Raw genomic sequence first — 21937 nt, 5'->3', positions numbered from 1 at the left:
ATGGAAAAACAAAAAAGTGTTACTAAAAGCAAGTTCAACGCGGCTGAGATCATTTCAAAACTAGGACCGCTTCTCGCTTTGATCGTATTGATCGTCGTCGTTTCTATCATGAACAGTGAATTTTTGAACCCTAACAACCTGCTGAACTTACTACGTCAAGTGGCGGCAAACGGCTTTATCGCGTTTGGGATGACCTTTGTTATTCTGACTGGCGGTATCGATCTTTCTGTCGGTTCGACATTAGCATTATCCAGTGCGTTAACAGCAGGATTTATTGCTAATGGGATGAATGTGGCAGTGTCAGTGCTGCTGGGCTTGTTGTCTGGAACGATATTAGGTGCGATCAATGGTTTATTGATCTCTAAAGGGAATATGGCACCATTTATCGCTACATTGGCAACGATGACGATTTATCGCGGAGCGACACTTGTTTATACAAAAGGAAATCCGATCACGGGCTTGGGAGACAGCTTCTTCTTTAGTTTTATTGGACGAGGCTATGTGTTAGGCATTCCATTTCCGGTTATTCTGCTCTTTATTATGTTTCTGGTTTTATTCGTATTGTTGCATCGGACGGCTTTTGGACGCAAGACTTACGCGATCGGCGGAAATGAAAAAGCGGCTTTTGTGGCTGGGGTAAAAATCGATAAAATCAAAATCTTGATTTATTCTCTTTCCGGATTGATGGCCTCTATCAGCGGCATGATCATTACTTCCCGCTTAAATTCCGCACAACCCACAGCAGGTCAAGCCTATGAAATGGACGCTATCGCAGCGGTAGTTTTAGGCGGGACCAGTCTTTCTGGCGGGAAAGGGCGGATCTTTGGGACACTGGTCGGGGCATTGATCATTGGAACGTTGAATAATGGTTTGAACTTATTAGGTGTTTCCAGTTTCTATCAACAAATCGTCAAAGGAATCGTTATTGTTATCGCTGTATTACTGGATCGTAAAAAGAAATAAGGACGTTTGTCCATATATTTAAAGGAGGAAATATGATGAAAAAATTTTTTGTATTAGCGATTGGTGCACTGATGTTAGCCGGATGCGGAACGACAGGTTTAGAAGGCGGTTCAAGCAGTTCAGATGGAAAAGTCGATGAGAAGAAGCCCTCAGAATTGACAGTTGGCGTCTCTGTTTCAACATTGAACAATCCGTTCTTTGTTTCATTGCGGGATGGAATCCAAAAATTAGCAGATGAAAATGACACAACGATCAAAGTGGTAGATGCGCAAGATGACACAGCAAAACAAAGCAATGATATTGACGATCTGATCCAACAAAATGTAGACGTGATCTTAGTGAACCCAGTTGATTCCTCAGCGATCGTACCAGCAGTTGAAGCGGCCAACAATGCGGATATCCCAGTGATCGCTATCGACCGCAGCAGTGATGGAGGAGAACTCTTGACGACTGTGGCTTCTAATAACGAAGAAGGCGGGAAAATGGCGGCAGAATATATCATCAAACAATTAGGTGAAAATGCCAAGGTCGCTGAATTGGAAGGTGTTCCGGGTGCATCTGCGACTCGGGAACGCGGAAAAGGCTTCGATGATTATGCAGAAGGAAAATTAGATGTCGTTGATAAACAATCAGCAAACTTTGACCGAGCAAAAGGATTAACAGTCATGGAAAATATTTTGCAAGCCCACTCTGATTTGCAAGGAGTCTTCGCACAGAATGATGAAATGGCTCTCGGCGCAGCAGAAGCTGCCAGCAGTAAAGGCGAAGATTTTGTGATCGTTGGGTTTGACGGCACCGAAGATGGACTGAAAGCAATCAAAGATGGTAAGATCAGCGCTACTATCGCTCAAAAACCTGAAGAAATGGGTAAACTTGCTTTGCAAGCTGCATTTGACCATTTCTCCGGTAAAAAAGTGGAAGAAAAAATCGACTCTCCTCTTGATTTGGTGACAGAATAATTTGAAACGGTAATAATAGAAAAAAGTACAATAGCTAAATTGATCCCAACAACTAGCAAACGCAAGGTCATTGATCAAACGATTTTGTTGTTTCGTTAGTTGTTGGGCTCTTTTTTATTCTTATTGAAGGAAAACGTTGCGGATTGAATCCTGATGATAGAGTCAACATTGTGAAAATAATTATTTTTTAAAATATGTTTGAAATTAAATAACTACGCGCATTAATAGTTTTTTTATTAAAAAAGCATTGAAAACAAAACCTGTATGTGAGAAAATATACAATGTTAATTTACATAGATGTTTCAGAAATCGTGTCTGTTACATCCAAATAGTTGGGAGAGAGTTCATATAATGAAAAAGTCACGAAAAATTTTGGGATTATTAGCAGGTGCATTGTTTCTAGCTGCCGGATGTTCCGCAGATAATGGAAATGAAAATGTATCAGCGGATAGTTCAAGCAAGGCAGAAGTATCTTCAGGAGCAACAGCACAAACTTATAACGACCCAGAAGAGATGAAAGATGCTTATGACATCATCATCGTAGGTTCAGGTGGAGCTGGGATGTCTGCGGCGATCGAAGCAAAAGATGCCGGTTTAAATCCAGTGATCCTTGAAAAAATGCCGGTAGTCGGTGGTAATACCAATAAAGCATCTTCTGGAATGAATGCATCAGAGACAAAATTCCAAAAAGAAGAAGGAATCACTGACAGCAATGATGAATTCTACGAAGAAACATTAAAAGGCGGACATGACACGAATGATAAAGAATTGTTGCGTTATTTCGTTGATCATTCCGCAGACGCTATTGATTGGTTGGACTCATTAGGCATCCGCTTGAATAATTTAACAATCACTGGCGGAATGGGTACAAAACGCACGCATCGTCCGGAAGATGGATCAGCAGTCGGTGAGTATCTGGTAAAAGGATTATCAGAAAATGTCCAAAAACGTGACATCCCGATCTTCGTCAACAGTGATGTGAAAGAACTAGTAAAAGAAGATGACCAAGTAACAGGTGTGAAAGTCAGTGTTAAAGGACAAGCTGAAAAAGAAATCTCAGGAAAAGCTGTGATCGTCGCAACTGGCGGATACGGTGCAAGCCCTGAAATGATCGAAAAAGCACGTCCTGATCTAAAAGGAGTCGTAACTACGAACCAAGAAGGTAGTACCGGAGATGGAATCAAAATGATCGAATCAGTTGGCGGATATTCTGTCGATATGGATTACATCCAAGTCCATCCGACTGTTCAACAGGATAAAGGTGTCTTGATCGGCGAAGCAGTCCGCGGAGAAGGCGCAATTCTTGTAGATGAAAACGGCAAGCGGTTTGTAAACGAGTTAGACACACGCGATAATGTTACTGCAGCAATCAATAAACTGCCTGAAAAATCTGCGTATCTGATTTTTGACCAAGGTGTCCGCGATCGTGCGACAGCTATTGAATTTTATGCAAAACAAGGTTATGTCGTTGAAGGAAAAACAGTCGCTGAATTAAGTGACAAGCTTGAGTTTGCTGGTGATGATTTAGTTCAAACAGTTGATACTTGGAACAAAGCTGTTGCAGATAAAAGCGATTCTGAATTTGATCGGACGACCGCGATGGAACATGACTTGAGCACTGGACCGTTTTATGCGATCAAGATAGCACCAGGTATCCATTACACAATGGGCGGTGTGAAGATCAACAGCAAAACGGAAGTATTGAAAAAAGACGGCGAAACGATCCCAGGATTGTTCGCTGCCGGTGAAGTGACTGGCGGTCTTCATGGACAAAATAGAATCGGTGGGAACTCTGTGGCAGAAATCATCATCTTTGGCCGACAAGCGGGAATCCAAGCTGCTGATTATGTAAAAGAATAAAAATTGTATAACTTGGGCTGCTTATCCTTGTTTAAAGGATAGGCAGTTTTTTTAGGGACAGAGATACCGGCAGAATAGTATTTTAATTTTTTTATATTTTCTGAAAATTTATCAGTAATCGTTACCATTCCCTTTATAGCAATCGCTACAACGTTAAGGGGAGTGGAAAGCTCGGTTGAAGTTTATTGAAACTGCTGTAAAATAGATTTTAGTTTAGTGGAAGGAAGGTATTATTTTTTGGATGCAAATATTTTAAGTTTGATCGGAGTCGTGATCGTGATCATCGGCTTTGCGCTGAAGTTAGACTCGATACTGATCGTTGTGATCGCCCTCATTGCAACAGCGCTGGTAAGCGGATTAGGATTTACCGCGATGCTGGAGACTTTGGGAACGAGTTTTGTAGCAAATCGAGGCATGGCTATTTTTATTATTATTATGTTGGCAACAGGTACGTTGGAAAGAAATGGATTGAAAGAATCCGCGGCTCGTATGATAAAAAAAGCCAAACGAGTGAACACCAGTACCATCTTAATGATTTATGGTGTTTTCCGTACGGTTTTTGCGGCGTTTAACGTCAGCTTTGGGGGTGTAGCAGGTTTTGTTCGCCCTATCGTCTATCCAATGATGGAAGGTGCGGTAGAATCAAAACAGCTGCCGGAGAACGAAGACTATTCTGAAGAATTGAAAGGAATGTCTTCTGCTATGGAAAATATCACTTGGTTCTTTGGTCAAAACTTATTTATAGGTGGCGCTGGGGCACTTTTGGTACAATCAACATTAAAAAGTCTAGGGTATGAAGTATCTCTTGTTCGTTTGATGGTGGTTGAGATTCCGGTAGCCCTTGTAGCCTTAGTTGTAGCATGCATTTATTTTTATTTTAAAGACAAACGCTTAATGAAGAAATATTATGGCGAAGAAAAGGGGGCAAAATAGATGTCATTTTTTTCTAGTCCAGAGGTATTATTAAGTGAGAAGCTTTTAGAGATCATTTACATGATCATGGGTTTGATCTTGATTGGCACAGGAATTTACAATCTAATGGATCAAAGCAATAAAAGTCGATTAGGTACAGGAATCTTTTGGCTGATCCTAGGCGTAGTGATTGGCTTTGGACGTTGGATCCCGAGTGTTTGGGTAGGGATTATGATTTTACTGATGACGATACCTGCTATCTTGAAAAAGGTCGTAAAAGGAAAAAGCCAAGCCGCCAGCAAAGAATATATGGAAAAAATGGCTGACAAGATCGGCAATCGTATCTTTCTGCCGGCATTGAGTATCGGCTTTGTAGCGATCATTGTCGCGCTATTTACCAAACTGGGGGCATTGGTAGGTGTCGGACTGGGTGTTTTATTAGCGATCGTTTTGATGATGCTTTTTTCCAAAGACAACAAACCGGCGACTTTCTTTAAAGATGCCGTAGAGATGTTGGGAACAGTCGGACCACTATCGATGTTGCCGATGCTGTTGGCCTCATTGGGAGCAGTATTTACCCAAGCCGGTGTTGGCGAAGTCATTTCAAATGGCGTCAGCGGGATTGTACCAGAAGGAAACATGACAGTAGGGATCATCATCTATGCAATCGGGATGGTCATCTTTACGATCATTATGGGAAATGCTTTTGCCGCGATCACTGTAATGACTGTCGGAATCGGCGCACCATTTGTCTTAGCCTATGGTGCAGATCCGGCATTGGTTACAATGGTGGCTTTAAGCTGCGGGTTCTGCGGAACGCTGCTGACACCGATGGCCGCTAATTTCAACATCGTACCGGTAGCTATTTTAGAAATGAAAGACAAATACGGCGTAATCAAAAATCAAATTTTTGTCGCACTGTTTATGTTGGTTTTCCAAATCGTTTATATGTTGATTTTAAAATAAGAAAGGTTGAATGAATATGAAAGTCTTAGTAACTGGATTTGATCCATTTGGTGGAGAAAATGTCAATCCTGCCTATGAAGCTGTTAAATTACTACCTGATACCATCGCTGGAGCAGAGATCGTTAAATTAGAAGTACCGACTGTTTTTGGTGAAAGCGGAGAAAAAGTACGAGCTGCGATGCAACAAGAAACGCCGGACATTGTTATATGTGTGGGACAAGCTGGTGGGCGTGCGGCAGTTTCCTTTGAACGGGTAGCGATCAATTTGATCGAAGCACGGATTCCAGATAATAAAGGAAACCAGCCGTTAGGCGCCAAGATTCAAGAAGACGGTGACACAGCTTATTTTACTTCATTGCCGATTAAAGCAATGGTCAAGCATGTTAATGACCATGGACTGCCAGGTTATATTTCTTATACTGCCGGAACGTTTGTCTGCAACGAAATCATGTACAATCTGCTGTATACCATCGCAAAAGAATTCCCAACTGTCAAAGGCGGTTTCATCCACGTACCTTTTGAGACAAGCCAAGGGGTAGGGAAACCGGTGGATACACCAACAATGCCGATTACAACCATCGCAAAAACGATCGAGTTGGCGATCGAAGCAGCAGTTACACAAAAAGATGATATCGAACTGAATGTCGGGACCACGCATTGATTTTAATTTTTTGAAAAAGAATCTCTAGTAAGAATCTTTCTCTTTAACATAAGAGGTAATGAAAAAAGAAAGGCTTTCACCTTTCTTATCCTTTGATATATGGTATAATGAATACGTAAAGAGGAGTTGCGCCAACAACTCCCCTTAGACAGCACCGATTAAGACGGTGGCAGATTTTAATTACTTTCTAGAAATAATCGTCGGCCTGCTAAAGTAGACGGTTATTTCTTTTTGTCGTTTTTCAGCACATTCACAACCAGACTAATCAATGCGATGGTAAACATACCAAAACCAAGGATTATCTGAATTGTTTCATATGCAGACAAAAGGCTTCTCCTTTCATTAGATTTTGGAAGTACGTTCATACGCACCACCTCACTTTCGAAGAGATAGCCACCGTCATTAAACTTTACTGTCATCTAATTATATCATAAAAATCAGTCTAAAAGCCTAGTATTAAGGGATTTAGACTGATTTTTTTATTTTCTAAACTGTTACTTCCGCCGCTTCAACCGTCACTGCCGCTACGGAAGAAACCAGAGATCTCTCCTAAAAAAAGATAATCAATTAGTGATCATCTTTTAGAAACTTAGTAAGTATTTTTGCGATATCACTGGAAAATAGGATAAGAGTGAAACCTAAAATGTTTAGGAAAAGATTGGAATCTAAAAAAATAGCATTTAGTACAACAAGGATCATTCCGATGTATAAAAGTATATCAGAATTTAGTTTGCGAAGAAGTATCATGTTTTTTGCCTCCCGAATCGCATATAGAAAAGTGTAGCTCTTATTAATTTTATAGTCAACGTATGGAAACAAAAGGTAGTTAACTAATGACAGAAACTATGGAATGGCTAACAAGGTAAAAAAGATTAGTTGAACTAACCTTTAAAAACACCACTAAATAAAAATTTATCTTCTGGTGCGAAATGGTATCGATTGTCGCATGTATAGCCTCGTAGCCAGTCAATACCGTCAATTCTACGAATATACAAACCCTTTGGAAAATCATCAGAACTTTCTAAAGGTATCGAAGCAATTGTAATGGCCTCGGCAGGAGCTTTTCCTTGTGATTTTAGTCCTGAACTATCGACAAGGTGATGATAACTGATCCGGAAATAAAGAGCCATTTCCAACGTACAGGAGGTCAGACCGTGGGTATAAGCGCTTGAAAAAATGTCTGATAAAGATGTACCTTTAGTTAACCCCAGTTCTGCAAGAGAAATAACCACGCCTGCTATACTACTTTTTTCTGGACTAAGGATAAGACGAGGATGATCCAATATCCGTCTTGCATAGTCGTTCAGGTGAATATTTTTTTCTTCAAGCTCTTGGTAAAGATGGACCAGATCTAATCCGCCGTAATTTATGGTTACTTCTTCCAAAAAAAGCACTCCTTAGTTATTAAATATTTGACTAACTAGGCTTCTAGCATATCACAAAGAGAAGAAGAGCAGTAAGTCCAATGAATTTTAGGTTTTTAGAATCAGAATCAGCCAACAAAAAGAAATTCGCTAATTAATGTACACGCAAAATAAGAGAATGTTTCAAAAAGGGTCAGTATTAATTTACTGATCTCTTTCTATTGACATCTGGGTTAAATCACGTTAAACTTAATTTAACATAGTAAGGAAGGCGATAATATGGAAACAGTTGCTAGAAAAATAGGGAACTCTGTTGGCGCTATTTTCCCAAAAGATATTTCGCCAGAAGTCGGTGAAAAGTTTACAATTCTAAAAGTTGGAGAAGCATATATTTTGAAGCCTAAAAAATCCGATATTTTTAAAGATACCGAGGACTGGAAGGGGTTTAGAGATTCCATTACTGAAGAAGATCTTGAGTGGGATTCAATGAACCTAGAAGGGAAAGAATACTAATGGACTATCCAAAACAAAAAGATATCATTTGGATAGACTTTGATCCATCAAAAGGGAAAGAAATCAAAAAGCGTAGACCAGCTCTGGTCGTGAGCAGAGATGCGTTTAACAAAAATACAGGCTTTTGTCTCGTTTGTCCTATCACCTCTACAGAAAGAGGATTTGCTACGTATATCAAAATAAAAGATCCTCAAAAAATTTCAGGGGAAGTAGTGACCCATCAATTAAGGTCCGTCGATTTTACTACGAGAAATATTGAGAAAATCGAACAATGCGATTTGTTGACTTGGATCGAAGTTGTAGAAGTTATCGGTATGTTTATCTGAATCACTATAAAGACTAAATAGGGGTCAGCGTTAACACGCTGGTCCTTTTTTTGTTCCGAGTTAGTTCTATCCAATCGTTTATTTTTAGCCAAAAATATTTGAGTATATTTTCGCTGCTAAGCAGGATTATAATAATGACGTCGAGTGTAAAAAAGGAATGGATAGAGTAGGAATACTTAGAAAACAGCCATACGAAGGTAAAGCACATGAATAATTTTTTCTGTGACTATATAGTAAAAATTTCAAAAAACTACTCTACAATAGGGACCTCTTTCTTCCCCATTAAATTTTATTCTAACAGATTTGCTATTATAAGAGTCGTATTACTTACTCGTATTCGAATGACGATTACTAAAATAATTATTAGTATCATGCAACCTTTTCCGTTGTTCATTTGTCTAATAGTTGAATACATAGATACAGAAGTTTGAAAAACAATAGAATAGGGAGACAGGATCAGTGAGCTCAGATAAAAAACTAGTCAGGCGCGCGAAAAAAGGGGACGGTGAAGCCTTTGTGCTGCTTGTCAAAGAACAAGAACAGCGGCTTTATAATATCGCTTATAAAATATTAGGAAACCAGCAAGATTGCGGCGACGTCTTGCAGGATACCCTGCTAAAAGCATATGTTCAAATTACTACACTTAAAAATGACACATATTTTCATACATGGCTGTGCCGTATTTTGATCAATGAATGCAAAAATCTGCTCGAGAAAAAGAAGCGTTTCGTAGTCGCGGACATGGAAACTTTCGATCAAGAAAACAGTATCTTAACCAGCAAAAAAGGGGAGAGCGAGTGGTTGCGGGAATATGTTACTAAAAATCTTTCCTCCATCTATCGGATCCCGCTTATTTTATATTACTACAGCGGTTTTAGTATTAAAGAAATCAGCGAGATCTTGAATGAGCCGGTGGGGACGATAAAATCCAAACTAGCAAGAGGCAAAGCACTTCTCAAACAAAAATTAATGGAAGACGAGGAATAAAAAATGGATCGTTTCGATGAAAAAATCAAAAAAGCAGTATCACAAACTGACGACATACCGCCGCTCGTCCGTCAGTCATTGGACAGTACATATTCTAAAATAAAGCACAACAAAGAACTAAAAAAGAAAAAAATCAACCTGCGAATCATTTATTACGCCAGTGCAGTTGTTACTATCTGTGTGCTTTTTCTCATCACATATGCTACACCTGTCGGTACGGCCATGAGAAATTTCTTACACTTTGGCCAGTTCACGTCCGAAAAACTGCTTCGTTCAGATTTTGTGGCTTCACAAGACATTGAAGATATGGATAATAGGATCACAGTTCGCTTAAATGAGATCTATTTTGATCAAAATGAGATTGGGATCTCTTTGTCCGCAGTGTTGCCTGATGACTCAGAACTATTAATGTTCGAAAATAATGAAGATATTCATATAAGATATGCAATCAAATTTGCAATAGTCGATAAGCAGCAAAACATTCTATTTGATTTCAATAGCGGCTCAGCTCCTAAAAACAGTAAGTCAGCAATCGAGTCATATACGATGGAAAATCGACTAGATAAAAGCAATCGAGTGATTGATTTTGCTATCCAAGGAACCATGCATGGTAGTTTAGACTTACAGAAAAAAATGCAAGGTGCGAAATTGGTCGTTACAACGATTTCAGCAATAAAAATGGCCAATGATCCTCGTTCTGAAACCGCAAAACAGCTGAATTTGACGGGAAATGATGTTACTGAAGAAACAGGGCACTGGGAGCTGCCGATCCAAAACGTGCCGCAACAGACACTGCCAACGCTAGAATTCAAAGCAAAAGATAAAAATCTTAAATCAGAGATCTTTGCTGAAGCAACGCCTACCACGCTCAAATTATATTTAAAAATGGGTGAAGCAGCAAAAATCAAAATGAACAGTGCTGGGATCACTTTAAGCAGTGATCCGGAGACGAAACAAAGTTTTGATCAAAAAAAAGGCGACATGATCAAATTAAATGGACAAAAATATTATGTTGCGACATTTATGTACCCTGAATATGATACTCATCGATCAGTGTTTATTCATATCGAGGACCAAATCTATGAACTGGTGAGAAAGTAATTTTTAAGTGAAAGCCGTTTGGAGTGCTTCCACACGGCTTTCGCTTTTTTTGGGTTTGGTTTACGCTCGGTGATACGTTATGAACAGACTTATTGCAAATCTTGCCGGTTCAAAGAGATTTCCGGCAGCTTCAGCAAATCCAATATTTTTCATTAAAATTCCTAGATTTATGTAATTGCATGAACTTTTGCGTAGTATTTTTGATTTAAAGCAGCCCAAAAATTGTCATCTGCTATTTTTAAGGCATGTTTTTCTTCCTGCATGATAAAAATTTCCTCAAAAAAATCATTGTACAAAGAACAACTTATTCATTGATAAATATAAAATAAAACACTAATGAATTTTTTAAGAGGGGTATTAAGCTTCGATCCATCTTTCAGAAAAATACATATTTTCAGGAAAGATGGACAACATAAAACTTACATAGCCATAAAAACACCCAGATACACCCAAAATAGTATATCCAGATTTATACTGGATACTAAAAAAAATCCATTGTATCATAAATAATTTTCTCCTAAAGAAATTATTCGTTTCCACAATGATATTAACCATCTGTAAGAAATTATTCGCACAAAATTTGATCTACTGATCCATGATTTAGCATGATTTAGCATGATTTAGAAAGAATTTATCCAGGATCCATCTGTAAATCTAGCAAAAATATGCAACTGCAATTCAAATTAAAAGTTTCAGTCGCTGATATGGTAATTCTAAAACCAAATAAATCATCGTTAGACATTTAACAACTAGATTTCAGCTAATCATCTAAATCGCTCACTTTACAATTTTTATAGTTCTTATTCGTCATTATTAAGCTGGTTTTAAAACTCTCCTATATTTTTATTTTTTATAAAATAACAAACTTTCTTAAAAAAACCGTCTTTTTAGAAAAATGAACGCACTTTGCTGCTTCTCTGTTTTATATATACCAATTAAGAAGATTTTACTTTATATCAAAATTAAGCTTGATTATTTACGCTATAAATATGATTATTATCAATTTTATTCGTTGACATTTTGGTATATACCAATTATAATATAATTAAGCGTTACTCTCCCACCCTATAGATAGAAAGGAATGAAAAAGAATGGATGAAGAACGTGTTTATGAATGTATTCAAGAAGAACTTACCAATATGCCTGACTTTGTGGCGGAATTTGTAAAAGTAAAAACCGTGGGCCAATATTCTCCCCTGACGATTTACGAATATTTAAAAAATTATCGTCCCTTCTTTGAATACCTTGTAGAAAATAAATTGGTTGCTGAATCAGAAACCGCACAGATTTCAATCGAATCGATGCGCAAATTGACAGTATTAGAACTAAATGATTACAAAGCTTTCTTGCAAACCAGAAAGCCTCTCCGCTCTCCAGCGACTGAAAGAAAAATCGACACAAATGAGCCGGTAAAACGGAAAGCAAAAAAAAGCAAGCTATCTTCTGTAACCGTGCAACGTGCCATCACTGCGTTGAAAGTTCTATTCAAGTTTTTGACTGAAAGTTCAGCTAACAAGCTGCATAAACCTTACCTCGATCATAATCCAATGAATGAAGTCAAAGGTGTCGCGGTCAAAATGACATTGCAGGCACGTGCCGATAAGATCTCCGATTACTTATTTTTAGGAGAACAGACCCAGGAATATCTTGATTTCATTGAAACTGTGTATCCCACCAAGATATCTGCTCAAGCCAGAAAGTTTTACGATCGGGACAAAGAACGGGACCTAGCGATCAATGCATTGATCCTCTACTCCGGTCTGCGTCTATCAGAAGTAGTCAATATTGATTTGGAAGATCTGTCCTTTGAGAAAAATCGCGTACGAGTTGTGCGTAAAGGTGCAAAAGATGATGCCGTTTATATCGGCGCTAAAGCGATGGAATATTTAGCGGAATATATTAAAATCAGAGAAAGCCGCTATAAGCCTGATTCGGAAGAAACCGCCTTCTTCCTTTCCAGAAGCGGCAAACAAGCCAAACGTATGACGGGATCTGCTATTGAAAAAATGGTGGGAAAATACTCCGAGGTCTTCAAGATCCGTATCTCCCCCCACAAAATGCGGCATACGATGGCGACCCGCTTGTACTTGAACACACTTGATCTGACATTGACCGCCAAACAGCTCGGTCACAAGGACACTTCTACTACAACGCTTTACACCAGTATCGCCAATGACGATACAAAAGACGCATTGAATAATTTATAAAAACAAGCAGAGAATCGGATCATAGATATCCTTTCTCTGCTTTTTCTGTCAGGCATGTTTAAATTTATTTTCAGAATGTTTTTTACTATTCGAATATTTTAAAATTAAATATTTACTTTCTTGCCTATTAGGATTAAAATAGCAAAATAAATAAAAATGGAGGTTATTTTATGTCTGTTAAAAAAGTGCCATTTACAGTGGATCATGTGGGAAGTTTTTTAAGACCCGAAAAAATAAAACAAGCGCGCCAGCTTACGGCTCAAGGGCAAATGCCGCAGTCTGAATTACGGGCATTGGAAGACGAAGCAATCAGCGATTTAGCAGCAAAACAAAAAGCGCTAGGCTTGAAAGGGATCACTGACGGTGAATTTCGCCGAGGATTTTGGCATATTGATTTCTTAGAAAATTTAAACGGGGTTGAAGGCTATGTTCCCGAAACTGGCTACAATCAGCATTTCCACGGAAAAGCGGCCCCTTCCTATAATGTTCGTGTGGTCGATAAAGTCGCATTCAATGAAGATCACCCCTTCTTTGCGGATTTTTCCTATTTGAAGTCGGTAGCTGAAGACGGTGACCATATGGCGAAAGCAACGATTCCAAGTCCAACTATGCTTTTACGTCAAGAATTATTGGCAAATGACGGTACTTCAAAAATCAGAGAAGTGTATCCAGACCTGACTGAATTTTACAATGACCTAGCACAAGCTTATCAAAAAACAGTGACTCGTTTTTATGAATTAGGCTGTCGTTATCTGCAATTTGACGATACTAACTGGGCCTTTTTAGCTGATAGCAGCAAACAAGCTGAATTGAAAGAAAAAGGAATCGATTATAAAGACGTGGCAAAAATTTGTACTGATATTATCAATCAAGCGCTGGCGGTCAAACCGGATGATATGACGATTACTACACATATTTGCCGCGGCAATCATGCTTCTTCATGGCTGTTTTCCGGCGGTTACGAACCAATCGCTGAAGAACTTTTTGCAACAAACTATGACGGATTCTTTTTAGAATATGATACAGACCGCGCTGGCGACTTCTCACCATTACGCTATTGGTCAAATCCAGACAGCAAAGTCGTTTTAGGCTTGGTAACCTCTAAAACACCGGAATTAGAAGACAAAGAAGCCGTTAAAGCCCGAATCCAAGAAGCAACTCAATATGTCCCGCTGGAAAATCTTTCTATCAGCCCTCAATGCGGTTTTGCGTCGACGGAAGAAGGAAACAAATTGACAGAAGATGAACAATGGAACAAAATCAAACTTCTACAAGAAATCGCTGAAGAGGTTTGGGGAAAATAAAAAAGAGCTTCTTTTAATCAAGCTCTTTTGAGAATATTTAAAGAAACTGCGATACCTGTGTTGAGTAGATCAAACATGGCATCGCAGTTTTTGTCCTATAATTTTTTAAAAACGATACTGGCGATAACGATCATTACTACCCCGCATAGCAGGATCGACGGTGGGAACCATTGCAGCCCGATCCGTTCGTAGCCAACACCAAAAACGATTGGAAGAACGACCATCCCTGCTTGGCAGCCGGCAACATTAAAACTGACTGCTTGTGTTGCTTTTGCCCCACTGTAAAGCTTATATGGCACCATCATCATCAATGGATACACGGCAGAAAGCCCGAAACCTAACAGAAAACTTGCGATTCCAAATATCGCATTATGCTGGATATAAAGCAAACTTACCGCTCCACAAGTCAAAAAAAGATGTAAAAAGAGCACGGTTTTATCTGAAAGAATCCTTGTAGTGATCCCGGTGACAAAACGGCCAACCATCAAACCGCCCCAATAGATCGTCGCCATGGTGGCCGCAAGTGTGGAAGGCATGGCAAGAAAATCTACTAGATAGCTGGAAAGAAACTTCCCAATGATCACCTCTAATGCATAGGCAAAATAAAAAGCGATCATCAATATATCCAATTTGCCAAAATGTATTTTTTCTTGAGCAGTCTCTTTCTGTTCGTCCTTTTCGCGAAAATGTCTGCGGTTGATAAAAAACACAACAAGAATCACCAGCTGTAAGAGTCCAATCAAGATGACCCCGCCCCGCCAAGAAAAATTCGTATCCAAAGCTACAGCAATGATCAATGAGCTCAACGTGATCCCTACCCCATAACAGCCATGCAGCACACTCATCATGCCGCTTGAGAAATGTTTTGCGGCAAAATTATTCACTGCAATATCAATGGCACCTTGCCCTATACCAAGGAAAACGCAGGAAGCTACCAATAACGGAACAGCATTTCCTGCAAGCATGAGTACCAGTCCAATCAAAACAGAGATCATGCTCCAGAACATAAACTGATCTGATGTAAGTTTTCGAGCAAGACGCGGATAAACCAATGTCGATAAGAATGAGAAAACAACACCAATCATCGTCAAGTATCCGACGGCAGATAAATCTAATCCAAAATCCAACCGCAAGATCGGCCACGCGCTGCCCATCACCGCATCAGGCAGACCTAAACTGATGTAAAGCAAAAAATTGATCAAAATGATCAGAACTGGAACTGTTTTTTTACGATTAATCATATACTCCTCCAACTTCAATAAAACACTTTCATTATTATACCGCAAGCGGTTGCAGATGGATAGACAAAAGTAATGGTTTAGCTCTATAAACACAGCAAAATCAATCCAAAAAGTTAGCAGTCTCTTTTTCTGCAAATAAAAAACCACCCGCATAAACGGATGGTAGATTCTACTTCGTAAGTTGAAACTCCATAACTACTGGATTGTGATCGGAATTCATGAATTGTTGATTTAATACTTGGACTTTTTTGATATTGATATTATCGGAAACTAAAAAGCCATCTACGAGAGAAACATAACTTTTTTCGGGATCGTAAGGAATATTTGATGCCCGTACAGAAGGGACTTTAGCTTTTTTCAAGTCATCAGTCGGGATCGAAAAATGTGCTGGCAATTTCTCTGAAGGAAATGGATGTGTCCAAGTCTCTCTTTCTTTTCTCGTGCCAAAGATTTCCGGACTGTTCCCTAACAAATCATGGTTATAATCACCAGCAACGATCACGTAATGTCCTTTTTCATATTCCTCGGTCATTTTAGAAAATAATTTTGTCAACTGTGCTTCATGGACTTTTGGATCTTTTGTAAAGGCGGACAAATGGAGATTGATCATCGCTAATGTCTTATTGTTTGCTACTGAAACATGCGTGACTGAAAATGCTCGATCAAGGTCAAAAAATTTATTGAAATTCGTTTCAATCGGCAAAGAATACCGGGTACTTCCGGTGATTTCTGCCTTCGCAAGAGAAACTAATCCTGATTTAGCTTGTCCAATAGGTTGGGTAAAGGGATAAAATAGATAAGCTGAATCATAGTTTTGGGCAAACACACTAGAATAACCATTTAAGTTGTTTTCCAGCCAAGCGACTTGATCAACGTGTCGGGAACGGTCCCCTTCTACATCAACTTCCTGAAAGAAGGCGATATCCGGATCTGCAGACGCTACGGCTTTTGTAATACCGGTCATGTTTTTCTTTACTTCTGCTTCGTCATACGCACGGGAATACTTTCCGTTATCCATAAAGAAACTAAAATCTTGCGAGTAAGCACCGAAACCGATATTGAAAGTCAGTGCTTTATAAGTCGTATCTACTTGTAATGTATTGGATTGCTGATGCTCAACAGACAATTTTTGATTATCCGGCAACCGATCGTAGCTTAAAAATAAATAAGCCAGATAGACACCAAAAACCAAAACAACTGCTAACACTAAACCACCAATAATCTTTATCAATTTTTTCATTATTTTTCCTCCTCATAGCACTGACTATCATATCAGAAAATCTACGTTTGTGGAATAACTGAAAATTTCGACAACTATTGGCATAGTGTGGCGTTTCTATAAAAACTTTTAAAAGACTTATAGAAATATTCAAAAAAACAAACTAGATATGATCAGCCCAATGGAGCCAACAGCTAGAAAAATCAGCCCGATTCCCGCTGCTTTTTTCCGTTTTTCGATATCTGCTCGTTTTGCATCAGAAAGAGCCACGATGGGATATTTTCTTCTAGCAATCAAATACATTAATATCCCACTGGAATTATTGCCGTTCATCGCTAATAACCCCCAAAACTTAGGGTGTTTCAAATTACGGGCTTTCGCATCAATCACAACGATTTGGTAGATTTGATAAATAATCGTGATCATGCCTACCAACGCAACAGCCGCCGCGCTTACTAAAGAAATATACTGTCCTTTCATTTTTTTCCTCCTACAGTTTTTTTATTATTTGATAGAGTAAAAATGACGAGCTGATCACAACTAGACAAAATACTCCTGCCAGATAATATTCATTTTCCGGAATAAAGCGGCCAACAAGAATGAAGAATCCAATTAAAATGATTTGAACAATGATTGCTCCAATCAATTTTTGATTGCTTTTGACGATATTAGTGCTTTCTTCTAAATGTGCCATCATCTCCTGATCTCCTTTCAATAAATTGTCCAGACTTATTTGGTAAAGATCACTCAATTTGATAACGCTGATGATATCAGGATAAGATTTCTCATTCTCCCAATTTGAAATTGTCTGCCGTGAGACATTGATCTTTTCTGCTACATATTCTTGAGTAAATTTATTGCTTGCCCGTGCTTCTTTTAATTTTTTGCCGATCTCCATATCTCTTCTCCTTTCGTGATCATCATGTCATAATGAATCCCACATATCTAGCAAATACCTTGTACATCCTGGTTTTTGTTTGTCAAAATCCTTTTACATTAGCGTATCCACAATTTTTATAGGCTCATTCCATCACATTTAAAACCTCTCATTAAAATAATAGCATAACAGATAATTTATGATAGACTAACCCTAAAACAAGAGGTGTACTGTTATGACCCAAGTTGAACTAACTAGATTCAAAGTAAAAGAGGGAAAAACTAAGCAGGTTGATAAATGGTTGAAATTTCTCAAAGATAATATGGAAGAAATGCTGCTTACATTGGAGCGAGAAAAAATGTATGTAGAGACAATTTTTAGAGAGGAATTAGATGGTCAAGAATTTTTGTATTGGTATTCTATTCAGAATCCAGTAGGTCTGAATGTAGAAGATTCTGAAAACTGGATCGACAAGAAGCATCTGGAATATTGGAAAGAATGTATCGATACCAACTATAAACCGGTTGATCTAATAACCGAAGTAGTGATGATTCCAGATAAAATACGGAAGCATATGAAGTAACTCTATAAATAAGTTAAAACAAATTAAACACTTGTATCTTCCAGTTGCAGCTGAAAGTTGATTAAATAGTTGAATATATTATTTAACCCTAGTATAAGACCATTTTTAGAGATTGGTCCTCTACTAGGGTTTTTCTAGAAATTTGAAAATTCTATTTTTCTTCGATCAAGCGTTCTGGCATCATACCTTCAAGAAATTCCCAAACGCCATTTCCTAGTAACAATTCTTCACGGTCATATTGGGAAATCTTGGTTCGTAAAAGTTCTTCTTGATTGTTCAAAACTTTGCTTGGCCAATGAGGATCGATCAGGATCGAGCGGCCGATTGCCACCATTTCCGCATACTGCAATACTTCTTCTGCATCTGCTTTGGAGCGGACATCTCCTACTCCAATCAATGGTACCCGTCCTTTGATTTTTTCATGAACGTATTGGATCATCGGCTTTTCTTGGTATTCCTCACTAACGGACACGCGGCTACAATCATTCAATGAGATATGCAGATAATCTAATGGTTTATCTGCCAAATGATCTACTAAGTACAGTGTATCTTCAAAACGGATCCCGGGAGTTTCATATTCTTCAGGAGAAAAACGATAGCCTACGATGAAATCTTTCACGCCGCTGTTGTCTACCGCTTCTGTCACAGCATCTACTAATAGATCGATGAAGTGATATCTTTTTTCTAAACTACCACCCCATTCATCCGTCCGTCGATTGGAATGAGGCGAAAAGAATTGTTGGATCAAATAGGTATTAGCCCCATGAAGTTCCACACCGTCAAAACCGGCTTTGATTGCTCTGATCGTAGCTTTTTTAAAATTCTCAATCAGCAAAAAGACCTCTTCAGAAGGCATTTCTCGCGGTGTTTCGGCATTTTCCCGTTCTGCTGGAACTGCACTGGGGGCGATTGGTTGCGTGTTCCGCAAAATTTCAGAGTTTGTCATCCGTCCACCATGAAAAATCTGCAGGATCGCTTTTGTGCCGTTTTGTTTGATCGTCGCCGCAAGTTTGGCTAATCCAGGAATAAAGCGGTCATCATAGACCCCTAATTCCCCTTCCCAGCCTTTACCGTTTGCTTGTACGTTAGCTGCTCCGGTGATGACAGCGCCCACCTCTCCAGACCGCAGTCCATAATATTCTCGTTCATCTTTGGTGATCACACCATCATAAAAAGACATTTTGGTCGTCATAGGTGCCATGACGATACGGTTTTTTAAAGATAATCCACGTTTAAAGGTAAGACTATTTTTTAGTGTAGACATGAAAAAACTCCTTCCATCTATTAAAGGTTCATATTTAGTTATAGCACTGGATGGTTTTTTTGCAAAAAGATGCGCTTGTTAAATGAGAGTTTTGCGACGCTACACTTCTTGTGTTTTTGGTCGTACGACTATATTGCTGACTGACATCCAGCCCAGCATATCGATAGCAAAGACGACGGCACTTGAGATATCTTCAGAAGTCGATCCCCACTCTTTTTGCACTATTCTTGACGTAGTCCTTCTATGAACGTTCGTACTGTAAATTTTGTTTTTCCTAGATTTTGTCGTAATGAGCGATTTTTTTATTCAATTGTTCCAGTGTTCTGCCTAATTCTTGATATTTCAACACTAATTGTTCTCTTTCTTCTATCAATAGTTGTTTGCGGGCTGTCTGGGTTTCTGTACCCTGTTGATAACAGATATGTATATTCAATCAATGACTCAACACTTAACCCTGCACTGCGCATACACTTGATGAATTCTATCCATTCGATATCTTCTTCAGAATAATCCCGAACGCCGCCGTTTTTTCTTTTGATAGACGGGAACAGTCCCACTCGTTCATAATACCGTAATGTCACGGCGGTCAGATCCGTCCGTGCTGCTTCTGAGATCGTCATTTCTATCAGCCTTTCTGGTTATACTTAACTTCAAATCCTTTTCAAACAAGATCAGCTATTGTCGTGTCTTTACTTTAGCGAGTACTTTCGTTTGCTGACAGGACATGTTTACCCTTCAGAGCTTTTACGATTTGTTCGGTGATGTTTTCAACAGTAACACCATTTTCTTGCAATAGTTCAGCTGCATTATAACGATCATGGAAGGCTTTTTCCAAACCATAATTTTGAACCCTCACATCGGTATTGCCGAGATAGCTGGCGATCGTTTGACCATAACCGCCGTCGACGATCCCGTCTTCCAGTGTAACTACTAGCTGATGGTCGTCTGTTAAATGATCCAATAGATCTGTATCAAGTCCTGAAATAAATTTAGGATTGATGATTGTTGCTTGGATCTCATACTTGGCATCCAATTCTTTGGCGATCTCTTCTGCTAACGAATAAAAATTCCCTACACCGACAAGAGCAACCTTTGAACCAACTTTCGTAACTTGATTTTTATAAAGTTGGGAATAATCAGTGGTGTCAGCTACTCCTGTTTCCTTTAACGCTCCGACTGGTACCCGGATAGCAACCGGATGATCCGTTTGTTCCAAAGACCAATCCAGCATCGCCAAGTATTCTTCTTTGTTCGTAGGTGCCAGATAAACTACATTCGGGATGTGGCTCATAAAAGGAATATCAAAGATCCCTATATGGCTTTCGTCATTCATCCCGTGGACAGAAGCTCCGTAAACCAAGATCGTTCCTGGAAGATCATTCAATGCCAAATCGTGGGAAATCTGATCAAAGCTTCGTTGCATAAAGGTGGAAGTGACTGCCCAAACTGGTTTGACACCATTTTTCGCAAGCCCGGCTAACATTGTCGCTGCTTGCTGTTCCGCAATACCGACATCGACAAATTGTTTGCCGACTTTTGCCCGTTGTTCTTGATTGAATAAAACCATCGGCGTTCCGGCGTTTACCGCTACAATGGTAGGATCAGCCGCCATTTTTTTCATCAGATATTCCGTCGTCACACTGTTATAGGTGTCTTTTTTATTGCCGGCTGAAAGATATTCCCCGGTCTCTAAACTAAAAGGACCGCCTGCGTGGAATTTTTCACGGTTTTCCTCTGCAAATTTGAAGCCTTTTCCTTTGATAGTATGGATGTGCAGCAACACAGGATGATCTGTATCCTTTACTTGTTGGAACAACGCGATCAACGCGTCTAGATCATTTCCGTTATCAAGATAATGATATTCAAAGCCTAATGCTTTAAAAAAGTTGTTTTCTACCTGTCCGTTTGACGCCCGCAATTCCCGCAGATTACGATAAAGACCGCCGTGGTTTTCCGCGATGGATTGATCATTGTCATTGACGATCACGATCGTGTTTGTCCCCAGCTCAATGATATTGTTCAAGCCTTCGTAGGCCAAACCGCCTGACAAAGAACCGTCCCCGATGATCGCGACAACGTTATCGTCTTCGCCTTTTAAATCCCGCGCTTTTGCGACGCCGCTTGCCAAAGCAAGTGATGTAGACGTATGACCGACTGTAAATAGATCATGTTCGCTTTCTTTGGAGTTGGTATAACCTGAAACGTCATCGTAATGTGCAGGATCAATAAAGGCTTGTGCCCGTCCTGTCAGCATTTTATGGAAATAGGATTGGTGAGATACGTCAAAAATAATTTTATCCTTTGGAGAATCAAAAACGTAGTGTAAAGCCACTGTCATTTCCGCTACACCTAGATTTGGTCCATTATGCCCACCATGCCGGCTGACCTTTTGCAACAATGCCTCCCGCGCCTCATCCACGAGCGTATGTAATTCTTCGTTCGTCAGTTTTTTTAAATCCTGTGGGTCATGAATTTGTTCTAAAATCATAGTCATCCTCCTCTGTTTTTCCAGTGTACAACTTAACCTGGACTTTAAGTCAATAAGAGCTTTGAAAAAAAGTAAATTTCTCCACCTAAAAAACTCACGGCATATATAAATCAAGCTGTGTTTCGATAAAAATTACCGAACA

General features: G+C 39.2%; 22 protein-coding genes and 1 pseudogene. 13 read left to right on the top strand and 10 right to left on the bottom strand.

All coding sequences use genetic code 11. From position 1 onward, the window contains the following. From EFB00_RS12385 to pcp, 6 genes are all read left to right on the top strand, one after another. The gene (locus EFB00_RS12385; protein ID WP_122647194.1) at nucleotides 1-963 is read left to right on the top strand and encodes an ABC transporter permease; all 963 of its coding nucleotides are present in this window, start codon (nucleotides 1-3) and stop codon (nucleotides 961-963) included. A 32-nt stretch (nucleotides 964-995) separates the two neighbouring features. After that, nucleotides 996-1922: a D-ribose ABC transporter substrate-binding protein gene (locus tag EFB00_RS12380; RefSeq protein WP_122647193.1), complete on the top strand. Its 927-nt coding sequence runs from the start codon at nucleotides 996-998 to the stop codon at nucleotides 1920-1922. Between the two features lie 351 nt (nucleotides 1923-2273). After that, nucleotides 2274-3782 (top strand): flavocytochrome c, encoded by a 1509-nt coding sequence (locus EFB00_RS12375; protein WP_122647192.1) that lies wholly within the window; start codon nucleotides 2274-2276, stop codon nucleotides 3780-3782. 237 nt (nucleotides 3783-4019) lie between these two features. Further along, nucleotides 4020-4715: a DUF969 domain-containing protein gene (locus EFB00_RS12370; RefSeq protein WP_122647191.1), complete on the top strand. Its 696-nt coding sequence runs from the start codon at nucleotides 4020-4022 to the stop codon at nucleotides 4713-4715. Continuing rightward, on the top strand, nucleotides 4716-5660 hold the full coding sequence (locus EFB00_RS12365; RefSeq protein WP_122647190.1) for a DUF979 domain-containing protein: 945 nt from the start codon (nucleotides 4716-4718) through the stop codon (nucleotides 5658-5660). It abuts the gene before it with no gap. 16 nt (nucleotides 5661-5676) lie between these two features. Continuing rightward, the gene (gene pcp, locus EFB00_RS12360; RefSeq protein ID WP_122647189.1) at nucleotides 5677-6321 is read left to right on the top strand and encodes a pyroglutamyl-peptidase I; all 645 of its coding nucleotides are present in this window, start codon (nucleotides 5677-5679) and stop codon (nucleotides 6319-6321) included. Between the two features lie 221 nt (nucleotides 6322-6542). Here the strand turns inward: pcp and pepG1 are convergent, their stop codons facing one another. Continuing rightward, nucleotides 6543-6686 carry a type I toxin-antitoxin system toxin PepG1 gene (gene pepG1 / locus EFB00_RS12355; protein ID WP_338133847.1) on the bottom strand — a complete coding sequence of 48 codons (144 nt, stop codon included), beginning with the start codon at nucleotides 6684-6686 and terminating at the stop codon, nucleotides 6543-6545. Nucleotides 6687-7202: 516 nt separating this feature from the next. After that, a complete protein-coding gene (locus tag EFB00_RS12345; protein ID WP_241153460.1) occupies nucleotides 7203-7715 on the bottom strand; it encodes a helicase in 513 nt (170 codons plus the stop codon). Between the two features lie 249 nt (nucleotides 7716-7964). On the opposite strand from EFB00_RS12345, the gene EFB00_RS12340 reads away from it, so the two are divergent. The 6 genes from EFB00_RS12340 to EFB00_RS12315 all read left to right on the top strand — a co-directional run bounded on the left by EFB00_RS12340 (nucleotide 7965) and on the right by EFB00_RS12315 (nucleotide 14123). After that, on the top strand, nucleotides 7965-8198 hold the full coding sequence (locus tag EFB00_RS12340) for an AbrB/MazE/SpoVT family DNA-binding domain-containing protein (protein WP_122647185.1): 234 nt from the start codon (nucleotides 7965-7967) through the stop codon (nucleotides 8196-8198). Next, the gene (locus tag EFB00_RS12335) at nucleotides 8198-8524 is read left to right on the top strand and encodes a type II toxin-antitoxin system PemK/MazF family toxin (protein WP_122647184.1); all 327 of its coding nucleotides are present in this window, start codon (nucleotides 8198-8200) and stop codon (nucleotides 8522-8524) included. The genes EFB00_RS12340 and EFB00_RS12335 overlap by 1 nt, the downstream gene beginning before the upstream one ends. A 459-nt stretch (nucleotides 8525-8983) precedes the next feature. Further along, a complete protein-coding gene (locus EFB00_RS12330) occupies nucleotides 8984-9511 on the top strand; it encodes an RNA polymerase sigma factor (protein ID WP_122647183.1) in 528 nt (175 codons plus the stop codon). A 3-nt stretch (nucleotides 9512-9514) separates the two neighbouring features. After that, a complete protein-coding gene (locus tag EFB00_RS12325) occupies nucleotides 9515-10612 on the top strand; it encodes a DUF4179 domain-containing protein (RefSeq protein ID WP_122647182.1) in 1098 nt (365 codons plus the stop codon). A gap of 1091 nt (nucleotides 10613-11703) precedes the next feature. Next, nucleotides 11704-12819, top strand: a complete 1116-nt coding sequence (gene xerS, locus EFB00_RS12320; RefSeq protein ID WP_122647181.1) for a tyrosine recombinase XerS — start codon at nucleotides 11704-11706, stop codon at nucleotides 12817-12819. Nucleotides 12820-12989: 170 nt separating this feature from the next. Continuing rightward, entirely contained in the window at nucleotides 12990-14123 is a 1134-nt protein-coding gene (locus tag EFB00_RS12315; protein ID WP_122647180.1) for a 5-methyltetrahydropteroyltriglutamate--homocysteine S-methyltransferase, read from the top strand. Between the two features lie 95 nt (nucleotides 14124-14218). Here the strand turns inward: EFB00_RS12315 and EFB00_RS12310 are convergent, their stop codons facing one another. The 4 genes from EFB00_RS12310 to EFB00_RS12295 form a co-directional block, all read right to left on the bottom strand. Then, nucleotides 14219-15364: an MFS transporter gene (locus EFB00_RS12310; protein ID WP_164709489.1), complete on the bottom strand. Its 1146-nt coding sequence runs from the start codon at nucleotides 15362-15364 to the stop codon at nucleotides 14219-14221. Between the two features lie 169 nt (nucleotides 15365-15533). After that, on the bottom strand, nucleotides 15534-16604 hold the full coding sequence (locus tag EFB00_RS12305; RefSeq protein ID WP_122647178.1) for an exonuclease/endonuclease/phosphatase family protein: 1071 nt from the start codon (nucleotides 16602-16604) through the stop codon (nucleotides 15534-15536). A 129-nt stretch (nucleotides 16605-16733) separates the two neighbouring features. After that, nucleotides 16734-17063, bottom strand: a complete 330-nt coding sequence (locus EFB00_RS12300; protein ID WP_122647177.1) for a hypothetical protein — start codon at nucleotides 17061-17063, stop codon at nucleotides 16734-16736. Nucleotides 17064-17073: 10 nt separating this feature from the next. Then, entirely contained in the window at nucleotides 17074-17481 is a 408-nt protein-coding gene (locus tag EFB00_RS12295) for a helix-turn-helix domain-containing protein (protein ID WP_122647176.1), read from the bottom strand. Nucleotides 17482-17695: 214 nt separating this feature from the next. Here EFB00_RS12295 and EFB00_RS12290 point away from each other — a divergent pair, with 214 nt between their 5' ends. Continuing rightward, complete coding sequence (locus tag EFB00_RS12290) at nucleotides 17696-18043, top strand: DUF6176 family protein (protein ID WP_122647175.1); 348 nt, start codon at nucleotides 17696-17698, stop codon at nucleotides 18041-18043. 151 nt (nucleotides 18044-18194) lie between these two features. Here the strand turns inward: EFB00_RS12290 and EFB00_RS12285 are convergent, their stop codons facing one another. From EFB00_RS12285 to EFB00_RS12275, 4 genes and pseudogenes are all read right to left on the bottom strand, one after another. Then, nucleotides 18195-19307: an NADH-dependent flavin oxidoreductase gene (locus EFB00_RS12285; protein ID WP_122647174.1), complete on the bottom strand. Its 1113-nt coding sequence runs from the start codon at nucleotides 19305-19307 to the stop codon at nucleotides 18195-18197. 99 nt (nucleotides 19308-19406) lie between these two features. Then, nucleotides 19407-19529, bottom strand: a complete 123-nt coding sequence (locus EFB00_RS13760) for a hypothetical protein (protein WP_277424036.1) — start codon at nucleotides 19527-19529, stop codon at nucleotides 19407-19409. 52 nt (nucleotides 19530-19581) lie between these two features. Next, a pseudogene (locus EFB00_RS12280) lies at nucleotides 19582-19927 on the bottom strand (MerR family transcriptional regulator). 74 nt (nucleotides 19928-20001) lie between these two features. Beyond that, nucleotides 20002-21795: a 1-deoxy-D-xylulose-5-phosphate synthase gene (locus EFB00_RS12275; RefSeq protein WP_122647173.1), complete on the bottom strand. Its 1794-nt coding sequence runs from the start codon at nucleotides 21793-21795 to the stop codon at nucleotides 20002-20004. Nucleotides 21796-21937: the final 142 nt, after the last annotated feature.

The organism is Enterococcus mediterraneensis, from assembly GCF_900604485.1.
Classification (GTDB): Bacteria; Bacillota; Bacilli; order Lactobacillales; family Enterococcaceae; genus Enterococcus_C; species Enterococcus_C mediterraneensis.
This window is presented reverse-complemented; position numbering and strand designations above follow the sequence as displayed.

Bases quoted from the DNA above. Each gene is read 5' to 3' on its own strand.
- EFB00_RS12340 (WP_122647185.1), top strand. From the start codon at position 7,965: ATGGAAACAGTTGCTAGAAAAATAGGGAACTCTGTTGGCGCTATTTTC.
- EFB00_RS12315 (WP_122647180.1), top strand. From the start codon at position 12,990: ATGTCTGTTAAAAAAGTGCCATTTACAGTGGATCATGTGGGAAGTTTT.
- pcp (WP_122647189.1), top strand. From the start codon at position 5,677: ATGAAAGTCTTAGTAACTGGATTTGATCCATTTGGTGGAGAAAATGTC.
- EFB00_RS12380 (WP_122647193.1), top strand. From the start codon at position 996: ATGATGAAAAAATTTTTTGTATTAGCGATTGGTGCACTGATGTTAGCC.
- EFB00_RS12375 (WP_122647192.1), top strand. From the start codon at position 2,274: ATGAAAAAGTCACGAAAAATTTTGGGATTATTAGCAGGTGCATTGTTT.
- xerS (WP_122647181.1), top strand. From the start codon at position 11,704: ATGGATGAAGAACGTGTTTATGAATGTATTCAAGAAGAACTTACCAAT.
- EFB00_RS12305 (WP_122647178.1), bottom strand. From the start codon at position 16,604: ATGAAAAAATTGATAAAGATTATTGGTGGTTTAGTGTTAGCAGTTGTT.
- EFB00_RS12290 (WP_122647175.1), top strand. From the start codon at position 17,696: ATGACCCAAGTTGAACTAACTAGATTCAAAGTAAAAGAGGGAAAAACT.
- EFB00_RS12275 (WP_122647173.1), bottom strand. From the start codon at position 21,795: ATGATTTTAGAACAAATTCATGACCCACAGGATTTAAAAAAACTGACG.
- EFB00_RS12385 (WP_122647194.1), top strand. From the start codon at position 1: ATGGAAAAACAAAAAAGTGTTACTAAAAGCAAGTTCAACGCGGCTGAG.
- EFB00_RS12365 (WP_122647190.1), top strand. From the start codon at position 4,716: ATGTCATTTTTTTCTAGTCCAGAGGTATTATTAAGTGAGAAGCTTTTA.
- EFB00_RS12295 (WP_122647176.1), bottom strand. From the start codon at position 17,481: ATGGAGATCGGCAAAAAATTAAAAGAAGCACGGGCAAGCAATAAATTT.
- pepG1 (WP_338133847.1), bottom strand. From the start codon at position 6,686: ATGAACGTACTTCCAAAATCTAATGAAAGGAGAAGCCTTTTGTCTGCA.
- EFB00_RS12310 (WP_164709489.1), bottom strand. From the start codon at position 15,364: ATGATTAATCGTAAAAAAACAGTTCCAGTTCTGATCATTTTGATCAAT.
- EFB00_RS12300 (WP_122647177.1), bottom strand. From the start codon at position 17,063: ATGAAAGGACAGTATATTTCTTTAGTAAGCGCGGCGGCTGTTGCGTTG.
- EFB00_RS12285 (WP_122647174.1), bottom strand. From the start codon at position 19,307: ATGTCTACACTAAAAAATAGTCTTACCTTTAAACGTGGATTATCTTTA.
- EFB00_RS12335 (WP_122647184.1), top strand. From the start codon at position 8,198: ATGGACTATCCAAAACAAAAAGATATCATTTGGATAGACTTTGATCCA.
- EFB00_RS12325 (WP_122647182.1), top strand. From the start codon at position 9,515: ATGGATCGTTTCGATGAAAAAATCAAAAAAGCAGTATCACAAACTGAC.